This is a genomic window from Streptomyces corchorusii (assembly GCF_001514055.1).
Classification (GTDB): Bacteria; Actinomycetota; Actinomycetes; order Streptomycetales; family Streptomycetaceae; genus Streptomyces; species Streptomyces olivaceoviridis.
Genome location: NZ_KQ948353.1, coordinates 460,466 through 479,441 on the forward strand (window position 1 = coordinate 460,466; position 18,976 = coordinate 479,441).

At 76.6% G+C, this 18,976-nt stretch carries 1 protein-coding gene; it reads right to left on the minus strand.

Annotated elements, in window-relative coordinates; all coding sequences use genetic code 11:
- Window positions 1–4: 4 nt before the first annotated feature.
- Window positions 5–18,733, minus strand: a complete 18,729-nt coding sequence (locus tag AQJ11_RS09180) for a non-ribosomal peptide synthetase (RefSeq protein ID WP_059262528.1) — start codon at window positions 18,731–18,733, stop codon at window positions 5–7.
- Window positions 18,734–18,976 lie beyond the last annotated feature (243 nt).

The following is an 18,976-nucleotide window of genomic DNA, read 5'->3' on the forward strand; positions in this document are numbered from 1 at the left end:
GTCCTCACCGTTCGTGGTCGTGGCCGCCGGCAGCGGCGTCTTCGGCGTCGGCTTCGTGGGAGCGGTGTGCGGGGTCGTCGGCGTACGCGGCGCCCTCCAGCTCACTCAGCACCTGTTCCTCCACGAGGTCCGCCAGGGCGGCGACGGTGCGGGAGACCAGGACGTCGCGGGGGGTGAGCGTGACGCCGAACGTGTCGTTGGCGCGGGAGGCGACGAGCAGGGCGCGCAGGGAGTCGCCGCCGAGCAGGAACCAGTCGTCCTCGGCGCCCACGGTCGTCCCCAGGGTCTCCTCCCAGAGGGCCGCGAGCGCCTCCTCGGTGGGTGTGCGCGGTGCGACGTACCCGGACGGTGCCCGCTCCTCGGCCGGTGCCGGGGCGGGCAGGGCGGCCCGGTCCGTCTTGCCGTTCTCGGTGAGCGGGAAGCGGTCCAGCACCACGAACGCCGAGGGCACCATGGGGGCGGGCAGGGAGCGGGCGGCCAGCTCACGCAGCGCGGTGGCGGTGGGCGGTTCGGCGCCCGGGGCCGTGAGCAGGTGGGCGACCAGCCGGGGCAGGCCCGGCTCGTCCTCGCGTACGGTCACCACGGCGTCCAGTACGCCCGGATGGCGCACCAGGGTCGCCTCGACCTCGCCCGCCTCGATGCGGTGGCCGCGCAGCTTCACCTGGTGGTCGGTGCGGCCCAGGTAGTGCAGTTCGCCCGCGCTGTCGCGGCGCACGAGGTCGCCGGTGCGGTACATGCGGGTGCCGGGCGGCCCGAACGGGTCGGCGCGGAACCGGTCGGCGGTCAGCCCGGGGCGGCCGAGGTAGCCGCGGGCCAGCCCCGGCCCGGACAGCCAGAGCTCGCCGGGGACGCCGTCGGGGACGGGCCGCAGCCGGGCGTCGAGGACGTGGGCGCGGGTGGCGGGCAGCGGGCGGCCGATGGGCGGTGCCGCTCCGTCCGCTTCCAGCGGCGCGGACCAGGTGGCGACGACGGTGGCCTCGGTGGGGCCGTAGGAGTTGACCATGCGGTGGTGCGGGGCCCAGCGGGCGACGAGTTCGGCCCCGCACACGTCGGCGCCGACGATCAGCGTCTTCAGGTCGGGCAGGGTGCCGGGGGTGCCGTCGGGCAGGGTGGCGAGCGCGGCCGGCGGCAGCAGGGTGTGCGTGACGCGTCCGGCCCGCAGGACGTCGGCCAGTTGGGCGCCGAGCAGCGGCCCGGGCGGGGGGACGACGAGCCGGGCGCCGTGCGGCAGGGACATGCACAGCTCCAGCACGGAGGCGTCGAAGCTGGGCGTGGCGAAGGCCAGGACCCGGTCCCCCGCGGTGACTTCGTAGTGGGCGGCCTCGGCGGCGGAGAACGCGGCGAGCCCGCGGTGGGTGACGACGACGCCCTTGGGGGTGCCGGTGGAACCGGAGGTGTAGATGACGTAGGCCGGGTCGTCCAGGTCGAGCGGGCGGGTCCGGTCGGCGTCGCCGGGCCGGTGTCCGGGCACGTCGTCCGGCGGGGCGGCGAGCAGGTCCGCGACCTCCTTGGCGTCGAGGGTGAGGGCGGGTGCCGCGTCGCGCAGCATCAGGGCGATCCGCTCCTCGGGGTAGGCGGGGTCGACGGGCAGGAACGCGGCGCCCGCCTTGGCCACCGCGAGCTGGGCCAGCACCATGTCCGCCGAGCGGGGCAGCAGCAGCGCGACGAGGTCGCCGGGGCCGGCGCCCCGGGCGATGAGCCGGTGGGCGAGCCGGTTGGCCCGTGTCTCGGCCTCCGCGAACGTCAGGAGCGTGCCCGGCGCGTCGAGCGCGGGCGCGGTGGGCCACCGGTCGACGGCGGCTTCCACGAGCGCGGGCAGGGTGGCGGCGGGCACCGGGGCGAGCGCCGGGCGGGCCGGGCCGCGCAGCAGCCGGTCGCGCTGCTCGGGCGGCAGTACGTCGATGTCGTCCAGGCGGGCGGCGCCGTCCGAGGCGGCCAGGGCGCGCAGGGTGTGCAGCAGCTGTCCGGCCAGGGACTTGGCGGTGGCGGTGTCGAAGTACCGGGGGTCGTAGCCGAGTTCGACGGCGAGCCGGTCGCCGGGCGAGACGACCACGGTGAGCGGGTAGTTGGTGGCCTCCCGGGCGTCCAGGTCCCGCAGGGCGAGGCCGTGCGCGCCGGCGGTCGCGTCGCCGACCGGGTAGTTCTCGAAGACCACCAGGCTGTCGAAGAGCGCAGTCCCGGGCGGCAGTTCGCTGAGGGAGTGCAGCGCGTTCAGGGGCAGGTGGTCGTGGCGGCGGTCCTCGGCCCGTGCCTCCTGCACCGCGCGCAGCCAGTCGGCGCAGGCGGCGGCGCCGTCGACGGCGGTCCGGGCGGGCAGCGTGGTGATGAACAGGCCGGTGATGCCGTCGGCGTCCGGCAGGTCGGCGGGCCGCCCGGAGACGGTCGTGCCGAAGCACACCTCCTCCTCCCCGCTCCACCGGGCCAGCAGCAGCGCCCAGGCGCCCTGCACCACGGTGTTGAGGGTGAGCCGGTGCCGGCGGGCGAACTCCTGGAGGAGCCTGGTGCGTTCGGCGTCGAGCCGCCGCGACAGCCAGGTGCCGGAGCGGGCCGTGGTGTCCGGCGCGGGCCTGCGGTCGTAGGGCAGCGGGGTCGGCGTGCCGAACCCGGCCAGGACGGCGCGCCAGTGGTCCTCCGCCGCCGCGGTGTCGCGGGCGGCCAGCCAGCCGGCGTAGTCCGCGAACGGCCTGCGCTCGGGCAGCCGGGGCGGCTCGCCCCGGCTGAGGGCGGCGTGCGCGTTCATGACGTCGGACAGGACGTGGAAGACGCTCCAGCCGTCCAGCAGGACGTGGTGGAAGGTCCACACCACGCGCACCGCGTCGGGGCCGAGCCGGACCAGGGCGAGCCGCAGCAGCGGGGCCCGGTCCAGGGCGACGCCCCGCGCCCGCTCGTCGGCGAGCAGGCGCTCCAGCTCCGCGTCCCGCCGGTCCGCCGGCACCCCGCTCCAGTCGAGTTCGGTGACCGGCAGGTGCGCGCTGCGGTGGACGACCTGGAGCGGTACGGGGACGCCGTGCAGGGCGACGGACGTGCGCAGTACGGGGGTGCGGTCGACGACGTGCCGCCAGGCCGCGGCCAGGGTGCCCGGGTCGCGGGCGCCGTCCGCCACGAAGGTGATCTGCTCGACGTACAGGCCGTGTTCGGCGTCGTCGAGGCCGTGCATCACCATCCCGGTCTGGGTGGGCGTGAGCGGGTACACGTCCGTGACGTCCGCTCCGCTGCCCACGAGCCGGTCGACCGCCGTCTGGTCCAGCGGTGCGAGCGGGAAGTCGGAGGGGGTGCGGCCGCCGGCGCCGGGTTCGGCGCAGTGGCGGACGATCGCACGCAGTTCGTCGGCCAGTTCGGCCGCCAGCCGGGCGACGGTCTCCCGCCGGTGCACCTCGCGGGAGTACGACCAGGTGAACTCCAGCCTGTCGTCGGCGACCCGGCCGAGGACGTCGAGGAGGTACGGCCGGTCCGCCGAGCGGTCCATGCCGCCGGTGAGACCGCCGTGGGGCGCGTGCAGCAGACCGCCGGGGGCGGGCGTGCCGTCCTGCCGGCCCAGGTAGTTGAAGCAAACCAGCGGCAGGGCGGGCAGCCCGGGGCCGGCCGTGGGGTGGAGGAAGCGCAGGGCTCCGTAGCCGAGTCCGCCGTGCGGTACGGCCCGCAGGTTCTCCTTGACGGTCTTCAGCGCGGTGCCGGTGCCGGCGTCCCGGGGCACGTCCAGGGCGACCGGGTGCATCGCGGTGAACCAGCCGACGGTGCGCGCGAGGTCGACGTCCTCGAACAGCTCCTCGCGGCCGTGGCCCTCCAGGGTCACCGCCACCCGGTCCCGGCCGGTCCAGCGGGCCAGGACCCGGCCCAGCGCGCACAGCAGGACGTCGTTGACGCGGGTGCGGTACACGTCCGGCACGTCCTGGAGCAGCCGTCGTGTCTCCTCGGCGTCCAGTCCGGCGGTCACGCTGTCCTCGTCGGCGACGGTGTTCCCGCCGCCGGGGTGGTCGGCGGGCAGCGCGGCGGTGGTGTCCAGGCCCTGCCAGTGGACGAGTTCGGCGTCGAAGCCGCCCGCCTCGGTGTGCGCGGCGAGCCGGCGGGACCAGTCCCGGAACGAGGTGCTCTTGGCGCCGAGGGCGGGCCGCTCGCCGTCCCGCAGGGCGCGGTGGGCGAGGTCCAGGTCCTCCAGGATCAGCCGCCAGGACACGGCGTCCACGACCAGGTGGTGGGCGGCCAGCAGCAGCACCGGCCGGCCGCCGTCGTCCGGCCGGCACAGCGCGGCCCGCAGCAGCGGCCCGCCGGCCAGGTCGAACCCGGCGCCGAGCGCGTCGGCCACCTCCTGCGGCGCGGCCCCCCGGTGCACCTCCAGGTGCGGGGCCTGATCCCCCGGCGCGCTGCCGTACTGCCGCCACCGCCCGTCCCCGCCCGGCTCGAAGCGCAGCCGCAGCGCGTCGTGGTGCTCCAGTACGGCGGCCAGGGCGGCTCGCAGCAGATCCTCGTCGGGGTCCGTGGCCAGCTCGTAGGCGACCGTCTGGCCGAAGTGGGCCGGGTCGCCGGTGAGGGTGTCGAGGAGCCAGTGCTGTACGGGGGTGAGCGGGGCGTCGCCGGTCACCGGGCCCTGCTCGGCGACGGCGGTCCCGGCGCCGGGTCCCTCGCCGTGCGGCGACCGCTCGGCGACGGCGGCCAGTTCGGCGAGGGTCTGGTGGGTGAACAGGTGCCGGGGGGTCAGGGCCAGCCCGGCCCGGCGGGCGGCCGAGACGATCCGGATACCGAGGACGGAGTCGCCGCCGAGCGTGAAGTAGTTGTCGTCGGCGCCGACTTCGGGCACGCCGAGCACCTCCGACCAGATGCCCGCGAGGACGCGCTCGGCGTCGGTGCGCGGCGGCCGGCCCGTCTCACCGGTGGCCGTGGCGGCCCACTCGGGCGCGGGCAGCGCCCGCCGGTCGAGTTTCCCGGTGGCCCCGAGCGGCAGCCGCTCCAGCGGGACGACGAGGGCGGGCACCAGGTGGTCGGGGAGGCTGCGGGCGAGGAAGGCGCGCAGCTCGGCGGGGTCCGGCAGGGCCGCCTCGCGGGGCACCGCGTAACCGACCAGTCGGCGGTGGCCCGCGTCCTCCACCACCCGGGCCGCTGCCGCCGCCACGGCCGGGTGGCGGGCCAGCGCGGCCTCCACCTCGCCGAGTTCGATGCGGAAGCCGCGCACCTTGACCTGGTCGTCGCCGCGGCCGAGGTAGACGAGGTCGCCGTCGGCCGTCCAGCGGACCAGGTCGCCGGTGCGGTACATCCGGCTGCCGGGCGGCCCGAACGGGTCGGGCAGGAAGCGGCTCGCGGTCAGGCCCGGCCGGCGCAGATATCCGCGGGCGACGCCGGTTCCGGCCAGGAACAGTTCGCCGGGCGCCCCGACGGGCACCGGGCGCATCCGCTCGTCCAGGACGTAGGCGCGGGCGCCGCCGAGCGGCCGGCCGATCGGCGGGTCGCGGTCGGGGTCGGCCGGGTCGCAGGTGAAGGCGGTGGCGTAGACGGTGGCCTCGGTGGGTCCGTAGATGTTGCGCACCTGGCTGCCGGGGACGGCGTCGCGGACCCGGCGCACGGTCCGGGCGGGCAGCCCCTCCCCCGCGAGGACGACGGTGTCCGCGCTGATCCGCACGGCGTCCTCCGCGAGCAGCCGGTCCAGGGCCGACGGCACCGCGCTGAGCAGTCCGGCCCGCCAGGGTCCGGGGCGCTCGGCGAGGGCCAGCAGGTCGCGGACGACCTCCACGCAGCCCCCGGACAGCAGGGGCGAGAAGATCTCGAACACCGACACGTCGAAGTTGAGCGAGGTCGAGGCCACCACGTGCGCCAGGCCCCGGCCGGTGAACTCGGCCGCCGCCCAGTCGGTCAGGGCCAGCACGGACCCGTGGCTGACGAGCACGCCCTTGGGGCGGCCGGTCGAGCCGGAGGTGTGGATGACGTAGGCGGGGTGTCCGGGCAGCAGCGGGCCGCGCCGTTCGCCGTCGCCGACCGGCGTGTCCGGCACCCCGGCGTCCGGTTCGCCGTCCAGCAGGATCCGGGCGAACCGGCCCTCGGGCAGCCGTCCGGCGGTCTCCGCGGCCGTGATCACGGCGTCGGGGCGTACGTCCTCGAAGAGGAACGCGACGCGCTCGGCCGGGTACTGGGGGTCGACCGGGAGATAGGCGGCGCCGCTCTTCAGCACCGCGAGGAGCGCCACGACCAGGTCGGCGGTGCGGGGCAGGCACAGGGCGACGAAGCGCTCGGGTCCGGCACCGGCGGCGATGAGCAGCCGCGCCAACCGGTTGGAGCGCGCGTCGAGTTCCCGATAGGTGAGGCAGGTGCCGCCGTGCCGGACGGCCGGGGCGTGCGGGGTGCGCTCGGCCTGGCGCCGGAACGCCTCGGGCAGCGTGTCGCGCGGTGCCTCGGCGACCCGTCCGCCGAACCGGTCGACCAGCGCCCGCCCCGCGGCCGGGTCCAGCAGCGGCAGGTCGGCCAGGCGGCGGTCGGGGTCGGTGGCCATGCCGGTCAGCAGGGTGCGCAGGCTCTCGCCGAGCCCTTCCACCGTCGCGGCGTCGAACGCGGCCGGGTCGTAGTCCAGGTGCACGGTCAGGGTGTCCCCGGGCGCGACGACCACGCTGAGCGGGTAGTTGGTCGGCTCCAGGTCCCGCTCCTGCTCCATCGCCAGGCCGTGCCGGGCCAGGGCGCCCTCGTCGAAGGGGTAGTTCTCGAAGACGACGATGGAGTCGAACAGGCCGGTGCCGCCGGGTACCTCGCTCCACGACTGCACCTGGGCCAGCGAGACGGAGTCGTGGCGCCTGGCCTCGGACTGCGCGGCCTGGAGGTCGCGCAGCCAGTCCAGCAGCGGGCGCCGCCCGTCGACGCGGGCCCGGGTGGGCAGGGTGTTGATGAACAGGCCGACCATCGTGGTGACGCCCGGCAGGTCGGCGGGCCGCCCGGAGACGGTCGTACCGAACACCACGTCCTCGCCGCCGCCGTAGCGGGACAGCAGCAGCGCCCAGGCGCCCTGGAGGACCGTGTTGAGGGTCAGCCCGGCCCGCTGGGCGGTCTCCCGCAGGCGCGCCGACACGTCCGGGGAGAGGGTCGTCCGCACCGACCCGGAGGAGGAGGCGCGGTGTGCCTCGGCGGGCCGCCGGTCGCGGGGCAGTGCGGTGGGGGCCTGGAAACCGGCGAGGGCCTCGCGCCAGTACCGTTCGGCCTGGCCGGTGTCCCGTCCGGCCAGCCGGCGCAGGTGGTCGGCGAACGGCCGGCGCTCGGGCACGTGCGGGCGGCGCCCGGAAATGAGGGCCGCGTACCGCTCGCACACCTCGTCGAAGACCTGGGCCGCGCTCCAGCCGTCGAGCAGGACGTGGTGGAACGTCCACAGCAGGCGGACCCGGTCCGGTGCCAGCCGGATCAGCGTCAGCCGCATCAGGGGGGCGGTGCCCAGGTCGATGCCGGCCCGCCGGTCCTCGGCGAGCAGCCGGTCCAGCTCGCGCGCCTCGCGGTCGGCGGACCGTCCGGACCAGTCGAGGTGGGTGACGGGCACGGTGGCCCGGTGCCGCACGACCTGGAGCGGTTCCGGGGTCTCCTGCCACACCAGGCGGGTGCGCAGCGCCGGGTTGGCGTCGGCGGTGTGCTGCCACGCCTCGGCGAGCGCGTACGGGTCGGTGACGCCGGACAGCACCAGCTGCACCTGGTTGACGTAGGTGCGGCCGTCGGGGTCCAGCAGGCTGTGGAAGAGCATGCCCGCCTGCGTCGGCGTCAGCGGGTAGATGTCGGCGACGTCCCGGCCGTCCCCGGCGATCCGGTCCACGGCGGCCTGGTCGAGGCGGGCCAGCGGGAAGTCCGAGGGGGTACGGCCGCCCGCGTCCGGGCGGGCGCAGTGGGCGACGATGCCGGTGAGGGCCCGCAGCATGCCCTCGGCGAGCGCGGTGACGGTCTCCTCGCGGTGCCGTCCGGCGCTGTAGTACCAGGTGATCTCCAGCCGGTCGTCCTCGACCCGGGCCACGACGTCCAGCAGGTGCGGTCGCTCGGTGCCGGGCGCCTCCGCGCCGCCGAGGCCGCCGGGCACGGCCCCGATCAGGGTGCCGCCCTCGGCGGACCAGTCGAAGCGGCCCAGGTAGTTGAAGCTGACGCCGGGCGCGGGCGTGCCGGTGAGCGACGCGTCGCGGGCCAGGTGGCGCAGGACGCCGTAGCCGAGCCCCCGGTCGGGTACGGCCCGCAGCTGCTCCTTCACGGACTTCAGGGCGGTGCCCCAGTCCCCGGCGGGGACGGTGAGGGCGACCGGGTGCAGCGAGGTGAACCAGCCGACCGTGCGGGACAGGTCGACGTCCTCGAAGAGCTGGTCCTCGCGGCCGTGCCCTTCCAGGCCGACGGCGACGGTGTCGCGTCCGGTCCAGTCGGCGAGGACCCGGCCCAGCGCGGTGAGCAGGACGTCGTCGACGCGGGTGCGGTAGGCGCCGGGCACGCGGCGCAGCAGGCCGTCGGTGCTGTCGCGGTCCAGCCGTACGGTCACCTCCCGGGTGCCGGCCGTGGTGGTGCCCCCGTCGCCGTCCACGGGCAGGGGTTCGGCGCAGGCCCGGGCGGCCCGCGCCCAGTGGGCGCGGCCGGCGGCGAAGACGTCGGCGTGGTCGCGCAGCCGGCGGGCCCACTCCCGCACGGAGGTGGTGCGGGCGGGCAGCCGTACGGGCTGTCCGGACACGGCCTGCCGGTAGGCGGTCTCCAGGTCCTCCAGCAGGATCCGCCAGGAGACTCCGTCGACCACCAGGTGGTGGGCGACCAGCAGCAGCCGGGCGGGCCGGGCGCCGTCGGCGGTGAAGAGGCGGGCGGTGAACAACGGGCCCGTGTCCAGGCGGAGTCCGGCGTGGGCCGCGGCCGTGACGAGCTCCTCGGCGCGGGGGTCGTGGACCTGGAGCAGGTCGGGGACGGGGCTGTCGGCGGCGGCGACGTCCTGGCACCAGGCGTCACCATCGGGGACGAACCTGGCGCGCAGGGCGTCGTGGTGGGTCCACAGCGCGGTCAGGGCGCGGCGCAGGGCGTCCGCGTCCACCGGGCCGGCCGTCTCGATGACGACGGACTGGTTGAAGAAGTCGGGGTGGGCGGGGCGCGGGTCCAGGAACCAGTGCTGGATCGGGGTGAGGTCCACCGGTCCGGCGACCGGTGCGGTGCCGGCGACGGCGGGCCCGGCACCGCCGCCGGCGGCGGCCAGTTCGGCCACCGTGGGGTGCCGGAAGAGATCGCGCGGGGTGAGCGTGAGCCCCGCAGCGCGGGCCCGGGAGACCACCTGGATGCTGAGGATGGAGTCGCCGCCCAGCATGAAGAAGTTGTCGTCGACGCCGACCTGTTCCACACCGAGCAGCTCGGCCCAGATCGCGGCGAGGACGCGCTCGGTCTCGGTGCGCGGGGCGCGGTGGGCCCGCTCGCCGCCCGCCGACCAGTCGGGGGCGGGCAGCCGCCGCCGGTCGACCTTGCCGTTCGCCGTCAGCGGCAGCTCCGCGACGGTGACGAACGCGGCGGGCAGCATGTAGTCGGGCAGCCCGTCCGCGAGGTGGGCGCGCAGCTCGGCGGCGGACGGCGCCTCGGCGCCCCCGGCCGGCACGAGGTGGGCGGCCAGCCGCTTGCGCCCGGCGTCCTCGTACAGGGAGACGACGGCCTCGGCGACGCCGGGGTGGGCGGTGAGCCGGGCCTCGATCTCGGCGGGTTCGACACGGAAACCGCGGATCTTGATCTGGTCGTCCGCGCGGCCGACGAAGTGCAGCTCGCCGTCGGCGCTCCAGCGCACGATGTCGCCGGTGCGGTACATCCGCGCGCCGGGCGGGCCGAAGGGGTCGGCGACATAGCGGGCGGCGGTCGCCCCGGGCCGGCCCGCGTACCCCCGCGCCAGGCCGGCGCCCGCGACGTACAACTCACCGGGTACGCCCGGCGGTTGGGGCCGGAGAGCGGCGTCCAGGACGTACACGCGGGTGTTGTCCAGCGGGCGTCCGATGGGCAGGACGGCGGGCAGCGGGTCGCCGGAGCGGAAGGCGCGGCGGGTGGCGAAGGTGGTGGTCTCGGTGGGGCCGTAGCCGTCCACGACGGTCAGTCCGGGGCAGGCGTCCAGCACCCGGCGCACGACCGCGCCCGGCACGGCCTCGCCGCCCGTCCACACCTCACGGGCGCCGCGCAGGCAGCCGGGGTCCTCCTGGGCCAGCAGCCGGAACAGCCCCGCCGTCAGCCACAGGCAGGTCACGCCCTGCTCCGTGACGGCGCGGCGGACCAGGGCGGTGTCCAGGTCGGCGGGCGGGGCGAGCACGGCCGTACCGCCGCGCAGCAGCGGCACCCACACCTCGTAGGTCGCGGCGTCGAAGGCGTGCGGGGAGTGCACGAGGACCCGGTCGTGCCCGGCGAACGCCCGGTCCAGGGCGAGCGCGACGACGTCCCGCTGACGCACCGCGACGCCCTTGGGGGTACCGGTGGAGCCCGAAGTGAACATCAGGTACTGGACGTTGTCGGGGTGGACGGCGTGGGCAGGGGTCGCGGGGCCGTCGGTGCCGCGGTGGCCAGGGGTCGCGAAACCGCCCGTGCCGGAACGGGCCGGACCCGCGGGGGCGTCCCCGCCGGCGGTGCCGTCCACGCGCACGACGCCGTCGCCGGGCAGCACCTCCCGGGCCGTCTGCTCCCACCCGGCGTCGGTGAGCAGCAGGCCGGCCCCGGCCTCGGCGAGTGTCCGGCGCAGCCGCTCGACGGGCGCCCGGCCGTCCAGCGGCACGTACACCCCGCCGGTGCGGACGAGCGCCAGCTGGGTGACGATCAGCTCCACGCGGCGGTCCATGAGCACCCCGACCGGGCGTTCCGGCCGTACCCCGAGCCCCGCCAGCCGCGCCGCCAACCGCTCTGCCCGCACGTCGAGTTCGCGGTACGTCACGTGCTCCGCACCGGCCTCCAGGGCGACCGCGTCGGGCGTACGGCGCACCTGCGCGGCGAAGAGGTCCGCGACGGTGGTGTCGGGCAGATCGGTGGCGGTGTCGTTCCAGGCGCGCAGCACCTGTTCGCGGCGCTCGGGGGTGAGCAGCGGCAGCCGGGCGGGCGGGCGCGCGGAGTGGGCGGGCATCCCGGCGAGCAGGACGGTCAGGTACTCGGCCATCCGCTCGGCGGTTCCCGCGTCGAAGAGCTCGGGGTCGTAGCCGAGGCGCAGGGTCAGCCCGGTGCCCGGGTAGGCGGTGAGGCTCAGCGGGTAGTTGGTGGTCTCGATGCCCTCCAGACCGCTCAGGCGCAGTCCGTGGGCGGCGGCGAGGTCGTCGTCCACCGGGTAGTTCTCGAAGACGACGATGCTGTCGAACAGGCCGACCCGCTCGGGGAGTCCGGTCAACGCCCGCAGCCGGGTGAGCGGCAGGTGGTCGAAGCGCCGGTCCTCGCTCTGGTCGTGCTGGAGCGCGCGCAGCCAGTCGAGCAGGGTGCCGTGGTCCGGGACGGTGACGCGGGTGGGCAGGGTGGTGATGAACAGGCCGGTCATGGCCTCGGCGCCGGGCAGCTCGGGCGGCCGTCCGGACACGGTGGTGCCGAACACCACCTCGTTCCGGCCCGCCTGCCGGGCCAGCAGCAGCGCCCAGGCGCCCTGCACCAGGGTGTTCAGGGTCAGGCCGGAGGTCCGGGCCAGTTCCTCCAGCGCCCGGACGGCAGCCGGGGGCAGCGTCGCCCGGACGGCGTGCGTGGACTCGGCGCGGTGGGCCTCGCGCGGCTCACGGTCGTACGGCAGCGGGGTCGGCTCGGTCAGCCCGGACAGGCGGCGCTGCCAGTGCCGTTCGGCGGCGTCCGGGTCGCGCCGGCGCAGCCAGCCGACGTAGTCGCGGTGGGGCGGGCGGTCCGGGAGGCTGCCGGGGTCGCCGCCGGCGTGGTGGGCGAAGACGTCCGAGAGCACCTGGAACAGGCTCCAGCCGTCCAGGAGCAGGTGGTGGAAGGACCACACCACGCGCACCTCGGTGTCGGAGAGGCGGGCGAGGAGCAGCCGCTGGAGCGGGGCGCGGCCGAGGTCGATGCCGTCGGCGCGGTCGCGGGCCAGTACGTCGTCCAGCCGGGCGCGGCGCTCGTCGGCGGTCAGGTCGCGCCAGTCCAGGTGGGTGACCGGTACGATCGCGTGGCGCCGCACCACCAGCAGCGGCTCGGGCACGTCCTGCCAGACGACCCCGGCGCGCAGCACCTCGGTGCGGTCGGTGACGTGCTGCCAGGCGGCGGCGAGGGCCCGCGGGTCGGGCACGCCGTCCAGGACGAAGGTCAGCTGCTGGAAGTAGACACCGCGGTCGTCCTGGGACAGGCCGTGGAAGAGCATGCCCGCCTGGGTGGGCGTGAGCGGGTACACGTCCGTGACCGCGGCCGGGTCCGGGCCGGTGATCCGGTCCACGGCGGCCTGGTCGAGCCGGGCCAGCGGGAAGTCGGACGGGGTGCGCCCGGCGGCTCCCGGCCGGACGGCGTACCGGGCCAGGTCGGCGAGCGCGTCGGCGAAGCGGCCCGCCAGATCGGCGACCGTGTCCTCACGGTGCAGCCGGTCGGAGTAGAACCAGGTGAACTCCAGGCTGTCGCCGTCGAGTCGGCCGACGACCTCCAGGGCGTGGGGGCGCTCGGCCGCCGGGTCGGCGTCCAGCTCCAGCGGCCGGACGGTGCCCTGGCAGAGGCCGTCGGGGTTCTCCGGCAGTCCCATGCGGCCCAGGTAGTTGAAGCTGACCTGCGCCTCGGGGGTGTGCGGCGCCGCGCCGGGGTCCGCCAGGTGGCGCAGCGCGTCATGGCCCAGGCCGTGCCGGGGTACGGCGCGCAGCTGTTCCTTGACCCGCTTGAGGACGGTGTCCCAGCCGGCGTCCTCGGGGACGGCGAGCGCGACGGGGTACCGGGTGGTGAACCAGCCGACCGTGCGGCTGATGTCCAGCTCGGGGAAGAGCTCCTCGCGGCCGTGCCCCTCGACATCGACCACCACCCGGTCCCGGCCGCTCCAGGCGCACAGCGCCCGGCCGAGGGCGCTGAGCAGGACGTCGTTGGCCTGGGTGCGGTAGGTGTCGGGCAGGGTGCGCAGCAGGGCGGAGCTGTCCTCGGGGCTCAGGCGCACGGTGACGGCGCGCTGTGCGGCGTAGGTGTCGGCGCGCTGTGCGGCGTCCCCGTCGGGGTCTGTCGCCGGCACCAGGGGGTCGGTTGCCGGAACGGCCCGGGTCCAGTACTCCCGTTCGTCGTCGAAGCCGCCGTCCGCCGCGTGCGCGGCCAGCCGGCGGGCCCACTCCCGCAGGGCCGAGGACTTCGCGGGCAGCGCCGCCGCGCCGTCGTCGCCGGCCCGGCGGGCCCGGTAGGCGGTCTCCAGGTCCTCCAGCAGCACCCGCCAGGACACCCCGTCGACCACCAGGTGGTGGACGGCGAGGTGCAGCACACGGGGGCGGCCGGTTCCGTCGGCGTGCAGCACGGCCCGCAGCAGCGGGCCCCGGGCGAGGTCGAAGGGGCCGAAGTGGGGGGTGTCCGTGTCCGGGCCGGTGTGGTGGGCCAGGCGGAGGCGGGGCGCCCGGTCCTCGATGTGCCAGCGGACGCCCGGGCCGCTGTCGTCGGTGACGAAGCGGGAGCGCAGGGCGTCGTGGTGGGCGGCCAGGTCGTTCAGCGCCTCTTCCAGCGCCGCCGGGTCCAGGTCGTCCGGCACGCGGACGGACAGCGCCTGGGCGTAGTGGCCGGCGCGCTCGGCGGCGGCGTGGAACAGCCAGTGCTGGATGGGTGTCAGGGGGGCCGGGCCAGTGGCCGCCTCCGGGGCGGGGGCGGCCTCGCGGGGGCCCCGGGCGGCGTCGGCGCAGCGGGCGAGGGCGGCGACCGTCTGGTGCCGGTAGACGTCCCGGGAGGTCAGCGACAGCCCCTCCTGCCGGGCGCGGGCCACCACCTGGATGCTGAGGATCGAGTCGCCGCCGAGTTCGAAGAAGTTGTCGTCGACGCCGACGCGTTCCACGCGCAGCACCCCGGCCCAGATCGCGGCGAGCGCGCGCTCGGTGGGCGTGCGGGGCGCGACGTGCCGCACCGCGCGCACGGCGGGGCCCGGGTCGGGGAGCCGGGCGCGGTCGAGCTTGCCGTTGGGGTTGAGCGGCAGGGCGTCGAGCACGACGAGGGCCGACGGCACCATGGAGGCGGGCAGGGTGCGGCCGAGTTCCCGGCGTACGGTCTCGGGTTCGACCCGCTGCCCGGCGGCCGGGACGACGTATCCGGCCAGCCGGCGGTGGCCGTCGGCGTCGGTGGTGACGGTGGCCGCCGCCTCGGCGACGCCCGCGCAGCGGCGCAGCGCCTCCTCCACCTCGCCCAGTTCGATCCGGAAGCCGCGCACCTTGACCTGCTGGTCGATCCGGCCGACGTACTCCAGGGCGCCGTCGGCACGGCGGCGCACCAGGTCGCCGGTGCGGTACATGCGCTCCCCCGGCGCGCCGAAGGGATCGGCGACGAACCGGGCGGCGGTCAGGCCGGGCCGGTGCAGGTAGCCGCGGGCCAGGCCGCCGCCACCGAGGTACAACTCGCCGGTGACCCCGACCGGTTGGGGCCGCAGGGAGCCGTCGAGGACGTAGGCCCGGGTGAGCGCCACGGGTCCGCCGATGGGCGGGGCCTGCTCGGGCAGCCGGTCGCCGGCGAACCAGGCGGTGGCGTAGACGGTGGCCTCGGTGGGCCCGTAGACGTTGGCGACACGGCACTCGGGAAGGGCGGCGCGCAGGTCTCGCAGCGTCTGCTCGGGCAGGGCCTCACCGGCCAGCACGACGGTGCCGGCGGTGACGGGTGCCGTACCGCCCGCGATCAGACGGGAGACGACGGACGGCACTGCGCTGAGCAGCCCGGCGCGCCGGGGGCCGGTGCCGTCGGCGAGGGCCGGCAGGTCGGGGACCACCTCGACGGTGCCGCCGGCCGTCAGCGGGCACAGCAGCTCGAAGACGGAGACGTCGAAGTTGAGGGAGGTGGAGGCGATCACATGGTCCAGGCCGGCGGCGCCGAACCGCTCCTTCGTCCACGCGGCCAGCGCGGCGACCGTGCGGTGGGTGACCACGACCCCCTTGGGACGGCCGGTGGAACCGGAGGTGTAGATGACGTACGCGGGATGGTCCGGCAGCAGCGGCCGGGGCCGGTCGGCGTCGGTGAGGTCCGTGTCGGGCACGGCCGGGTCGGCGCAGTCCTCCAGCAGCAGGGGGGCGCGGTCGGCGGGCAGGGCGGCGGCGGTCTCGCGGGTGGCGAGGACGAGGGCGGGCCGGGCGTCGTCGAGCATGAGGCGGACGCGCTCGGCCGGGTATCCGGGGTCGACGGGGAGGTAGCCCGCGCCCGAGGCGAGCACCGCCCACAGCACGGGCACGAGGTCGGCGGTGCGCGGCAGGCACAGCGCGACCAGGGTCTCCGGACCCGCGCCGCGCGCGAGGAGCTGCCGAGCCAGCCGGTTGGCGCGCCGGGCGACCTCGGCGTAGTCCAGCCGGTCCGGGCCGCAGATCACGGCGGTACGGCCGGGGGTCCGGGCCGCCTGGGCGCGGAACAGGTCGGGCAGCGTGCCGTGGCGGGTGTCCCGGGAGCGGCGGGCGGGCGGGTTCCAGGTGTCGACCAGGGTGCGCTGTTCCCCGGCCGAGAGCATGGGCAGCTCGGCGAGCGTGCGGCCCGGTCCGTCCGCCATGCCTTCCAGCAGGCGGTGCAGATGGGTGGTCAGCCGGGCCACGGTGGCGGCGTCGAACAGGTCCGTGTTGAACTCGGCGGTCAGCACGCAGCCGCCGTCCTGGTCCGGTGAGAACTCCAGCACCAGGTCGAAGCGGGCGGCGGGGCGGGGCAGCGGGTGCTCGGTGAGCCGCAGCCCGCCGGACCGGGGCGGCAGCGGCAGGGCGGTCTGCTGCACGACGAGGGCCTGCACCAGCGGGGTGCGGCTCGGGTCGCGGGGCGGGGCCAGCTCCTCGACCACCCGGTCGAACGGCACCCCGTCGTGGGCGAAGGCGTCCAGTACGGTCGTCCGCACGCTCTCCACGAACCGGTCCACGGTGGCCCGTTCGTCGACCTCGCCCCGCAGCACCACCGTGTTGGCGAAGAACCCCGGCACGTCCTCCAGGTCGCGTCGGCCGCGCCCGGTGGTGACGGTGCCGAACGCGACGTCCCGCTGCCCCGAGTAGCGGGAGAACAGCAGCGCGCAGGCCCCCGCGAAGAGCGTGAACAGCGTGGTGCCGCGTCCTGCGGCGAGCTGCCGCAGCCGGGTCACCAACTCCTCGGGGAGCGGGTGCCGGTGGGCCGCTCCGGCGGTGGTGCGCACGGCGGGACGCGGCCGGTCCGTGGGCAGCTCCAGCTGCTGGGTGCCCGCCAGGTGCCGTCTCCAGTAGGCCAGATCCGCCGCGTCGGCCTCGGTGGCCCGCTGCCGCCGCTCCCACACGGCGAAGTCCGGGTACTGCACGGCGGGCCGGGCGAGACCGTCGGGTTCGCCGGTGGTCTCCGCGTGGTAGAGGGCGGCGAGTTCGCGGGTGAGGATGCCCACCGACCAGCCGTCGGTGACGATGTGGTGCTGGGCCAGGAGCAGCAGGTGGTCCTCGGCGCCGAGCCGGACGAGCAGCGCCCGGGTGAGCGGGCCGGCCGCCAGGTCGAAGGGGCGGCCCAGCTCCTCGGTGAGCAGCGCCTCCGCCGCGTCCGGGCGGCGCGCGCCGGGTACGGCGGTGAGGTCGGCCGTGCGCAGGGGCAGGTCCGGCTCCGGCGCGACACGCTGGGCGCCCTGCCCGTCGGCCGTGGTGAAGGTGGTGCGCAGGGAGGCGTGGCGGGCGGCGAGGCGGTGCAGGGAGCGGCGCAGCGCGTCCGGGTCCAGAGGGCCGCGCAGCCGCAGGGAGACTCCGGTGTTGTACTCGGTGCCGCCCTCGGTGAGGTCGTCGAGGTACCAGAGCCGCCGCTGCGCGCTGGACAGCGGCAGGGCGCCGCCGCGGGGCGCCGGGGGTATCGGCTCCGGCGGTGCGGCGGCCGACGGATCGCCCAGCAGGGGGGCCAGGGCGGCGACCGTCCGCGCGGTGAACACGTCCCGGACGGTCAGCCGGACCCCCAGCTCGTCCCGGATCCGGGCCAGCGCGCGGGCGGCGAGGATCGATTCGCCGCCCAGGTCGAAGAAGTCGTCCGTCACACCGACCGTGTCGACGCCCAGCACCTCGGCCCAGATCCGGGCGAGGGCCCGCTCGCCCGCCGAACGCGGCGCGACATGCCCCTGCGGGAGGGTCCGCTCCGGCGCGGGCAGGGCCCGCCGGTCGATCTTGTGCTGCGGGGTGAGCGGCATCCGGTCGAGCACCACGACGGCGGACGGCACCATGTGGGCGGGCAGTACGGCGGCCACGGCCGAGCGGAGAGCCGCCGGGTCGAGTGGGTGCGGGGGGTCGGCGGGGGTGGGGGCGGTGGGGTCGCCGGAACCCCCTGCGGCCGGGGTGACGTAGCCGACGAGGCGTTGGCGGCCCGGCTCGTCCTCCCGGACCACGACCACCGCCTCGCCGACGCTCCCGGCGCCGGCGCGGCGCAACGCGGCCTCGATCTCGCCGGGTTCGACGCGGAAGCCGCGGATCTTCACCTGCCGGTCCAGCCGGCCCAGGAATTCCAGTTCCCCGTCGGCGGTCCAGCGCGCCCGGTCCCCGGTGCGGTACAGACGGGCACCGGGCGGGCCGAAGGGGTCGGCGACGAACCGGGCGGCGGTCAGTCCGGGGCGGCCCAGGTAACCGCGGGCCACCGCGTCGCCGCCGATGAACAACTCGCCGTCCGCGCCGGCCGGTACGGGCCGCCGCGCGGCGTCGAGGACGTACACCCGGGTGTGCGGCAGGGCGCCGCCGATCGTCGGCGTGCCCTGACCGGCGGTGAGCGGTCCGGTCCAGGTGGCGACGATGGTGGCCTCGGTCGGACCGTACGAGTTGATCATGCGGCGGCCGGGTGCCCAGAGGTCGACCAGGGAGGCGGGGCAGGCCTCGGCACCGACGATCAGGGTGCGCAGATGGCGGGCGGTGCCCTGCGCGGGGTCCGGCAGGGTGGCCAGCGCGGCCGGCGGGATGAGGGCATGGGTGATGCGGTGCTCGTCGAGGACCGCGGCGAGTTCGTCGCCGAGCCAGGGACCGTGCGGCGGTACGACGAGGGTGGCGCCGGACAGGACGGAGGCGCACAGCTCCAGCACGGAGGCGTCGAAGCTCGGCGAGGAGAACTGGAGCACGCGGTCGCCGGGGCCCACCGCGTACCGTTCGGCGGCGGCGGCGGTGAAGCCGCCGATGCCGCGGTGGGTGACGGTCACGCCCTTGGGGGTACCGGTGGAACCGGAGGTGTAGATGACGTAGGCGGCGTGCTCGGCGTCCGCAGGGGCGTCCGCGTCGGCCGCGTGTCCTGCGCTGTCGTCGGTGTCCAGCAACGCGCGGACCCGGCGCGGATCGTCGAGGGTGACGGCGGGCGCGGCGTCGGCGAGCATCAGCGCGCGGCGCTCGGCGGGATAGGCCGGGTCCACGGGCAGGAAGGCGGCACCTGTCCGGGCGACGGCCAGCTCCGCCGCGATCAGCTCCATGGAGCGCGGCAGGACCAGGGCGACGATCTGGTCGGGCCCGGCTCCTCGCCGGGTCAGGTGTACGGCCAACCGGTCGGCGCGGGCCGCGAGTTCGCGGTAGCTCCAGGTCCGCCGGCCGTCGGTGAGCGCCGGTGCGTCCGGGGTGCGGGTCACCCACGCGGTGAACAGCTCGCCGAGCGTCGGATGCGCCGGTGCCGCCGCGCTCTGCGACGCGCCGGCGGCGGGGCCGGCCTGTGCCGGCAGGGAGGACGCCGGTGCGGGCTTGTCGTGCAGGTCCGTCATGGGTGAAGTCCTTTGGAGAGCGGGACGATGCGGCGCGGACGGTCCCGGGCCCGCCTGGGGGGCGGTGCGCGGGCTCGGGGTGACACACCGGGTGTGCGGGGCGGGGCGGGGGCGACTGGGTGCCCGGTGCCGGGGCGGCCGGAGGGCGCGCTCAGGGGTGCCACCCGGCCGGTGGCGACTGCCGGTCCCGGCGACCGGCGCCGACGCCACGCGGGGCAACCCGAACGGGACGGAACCAGGCCC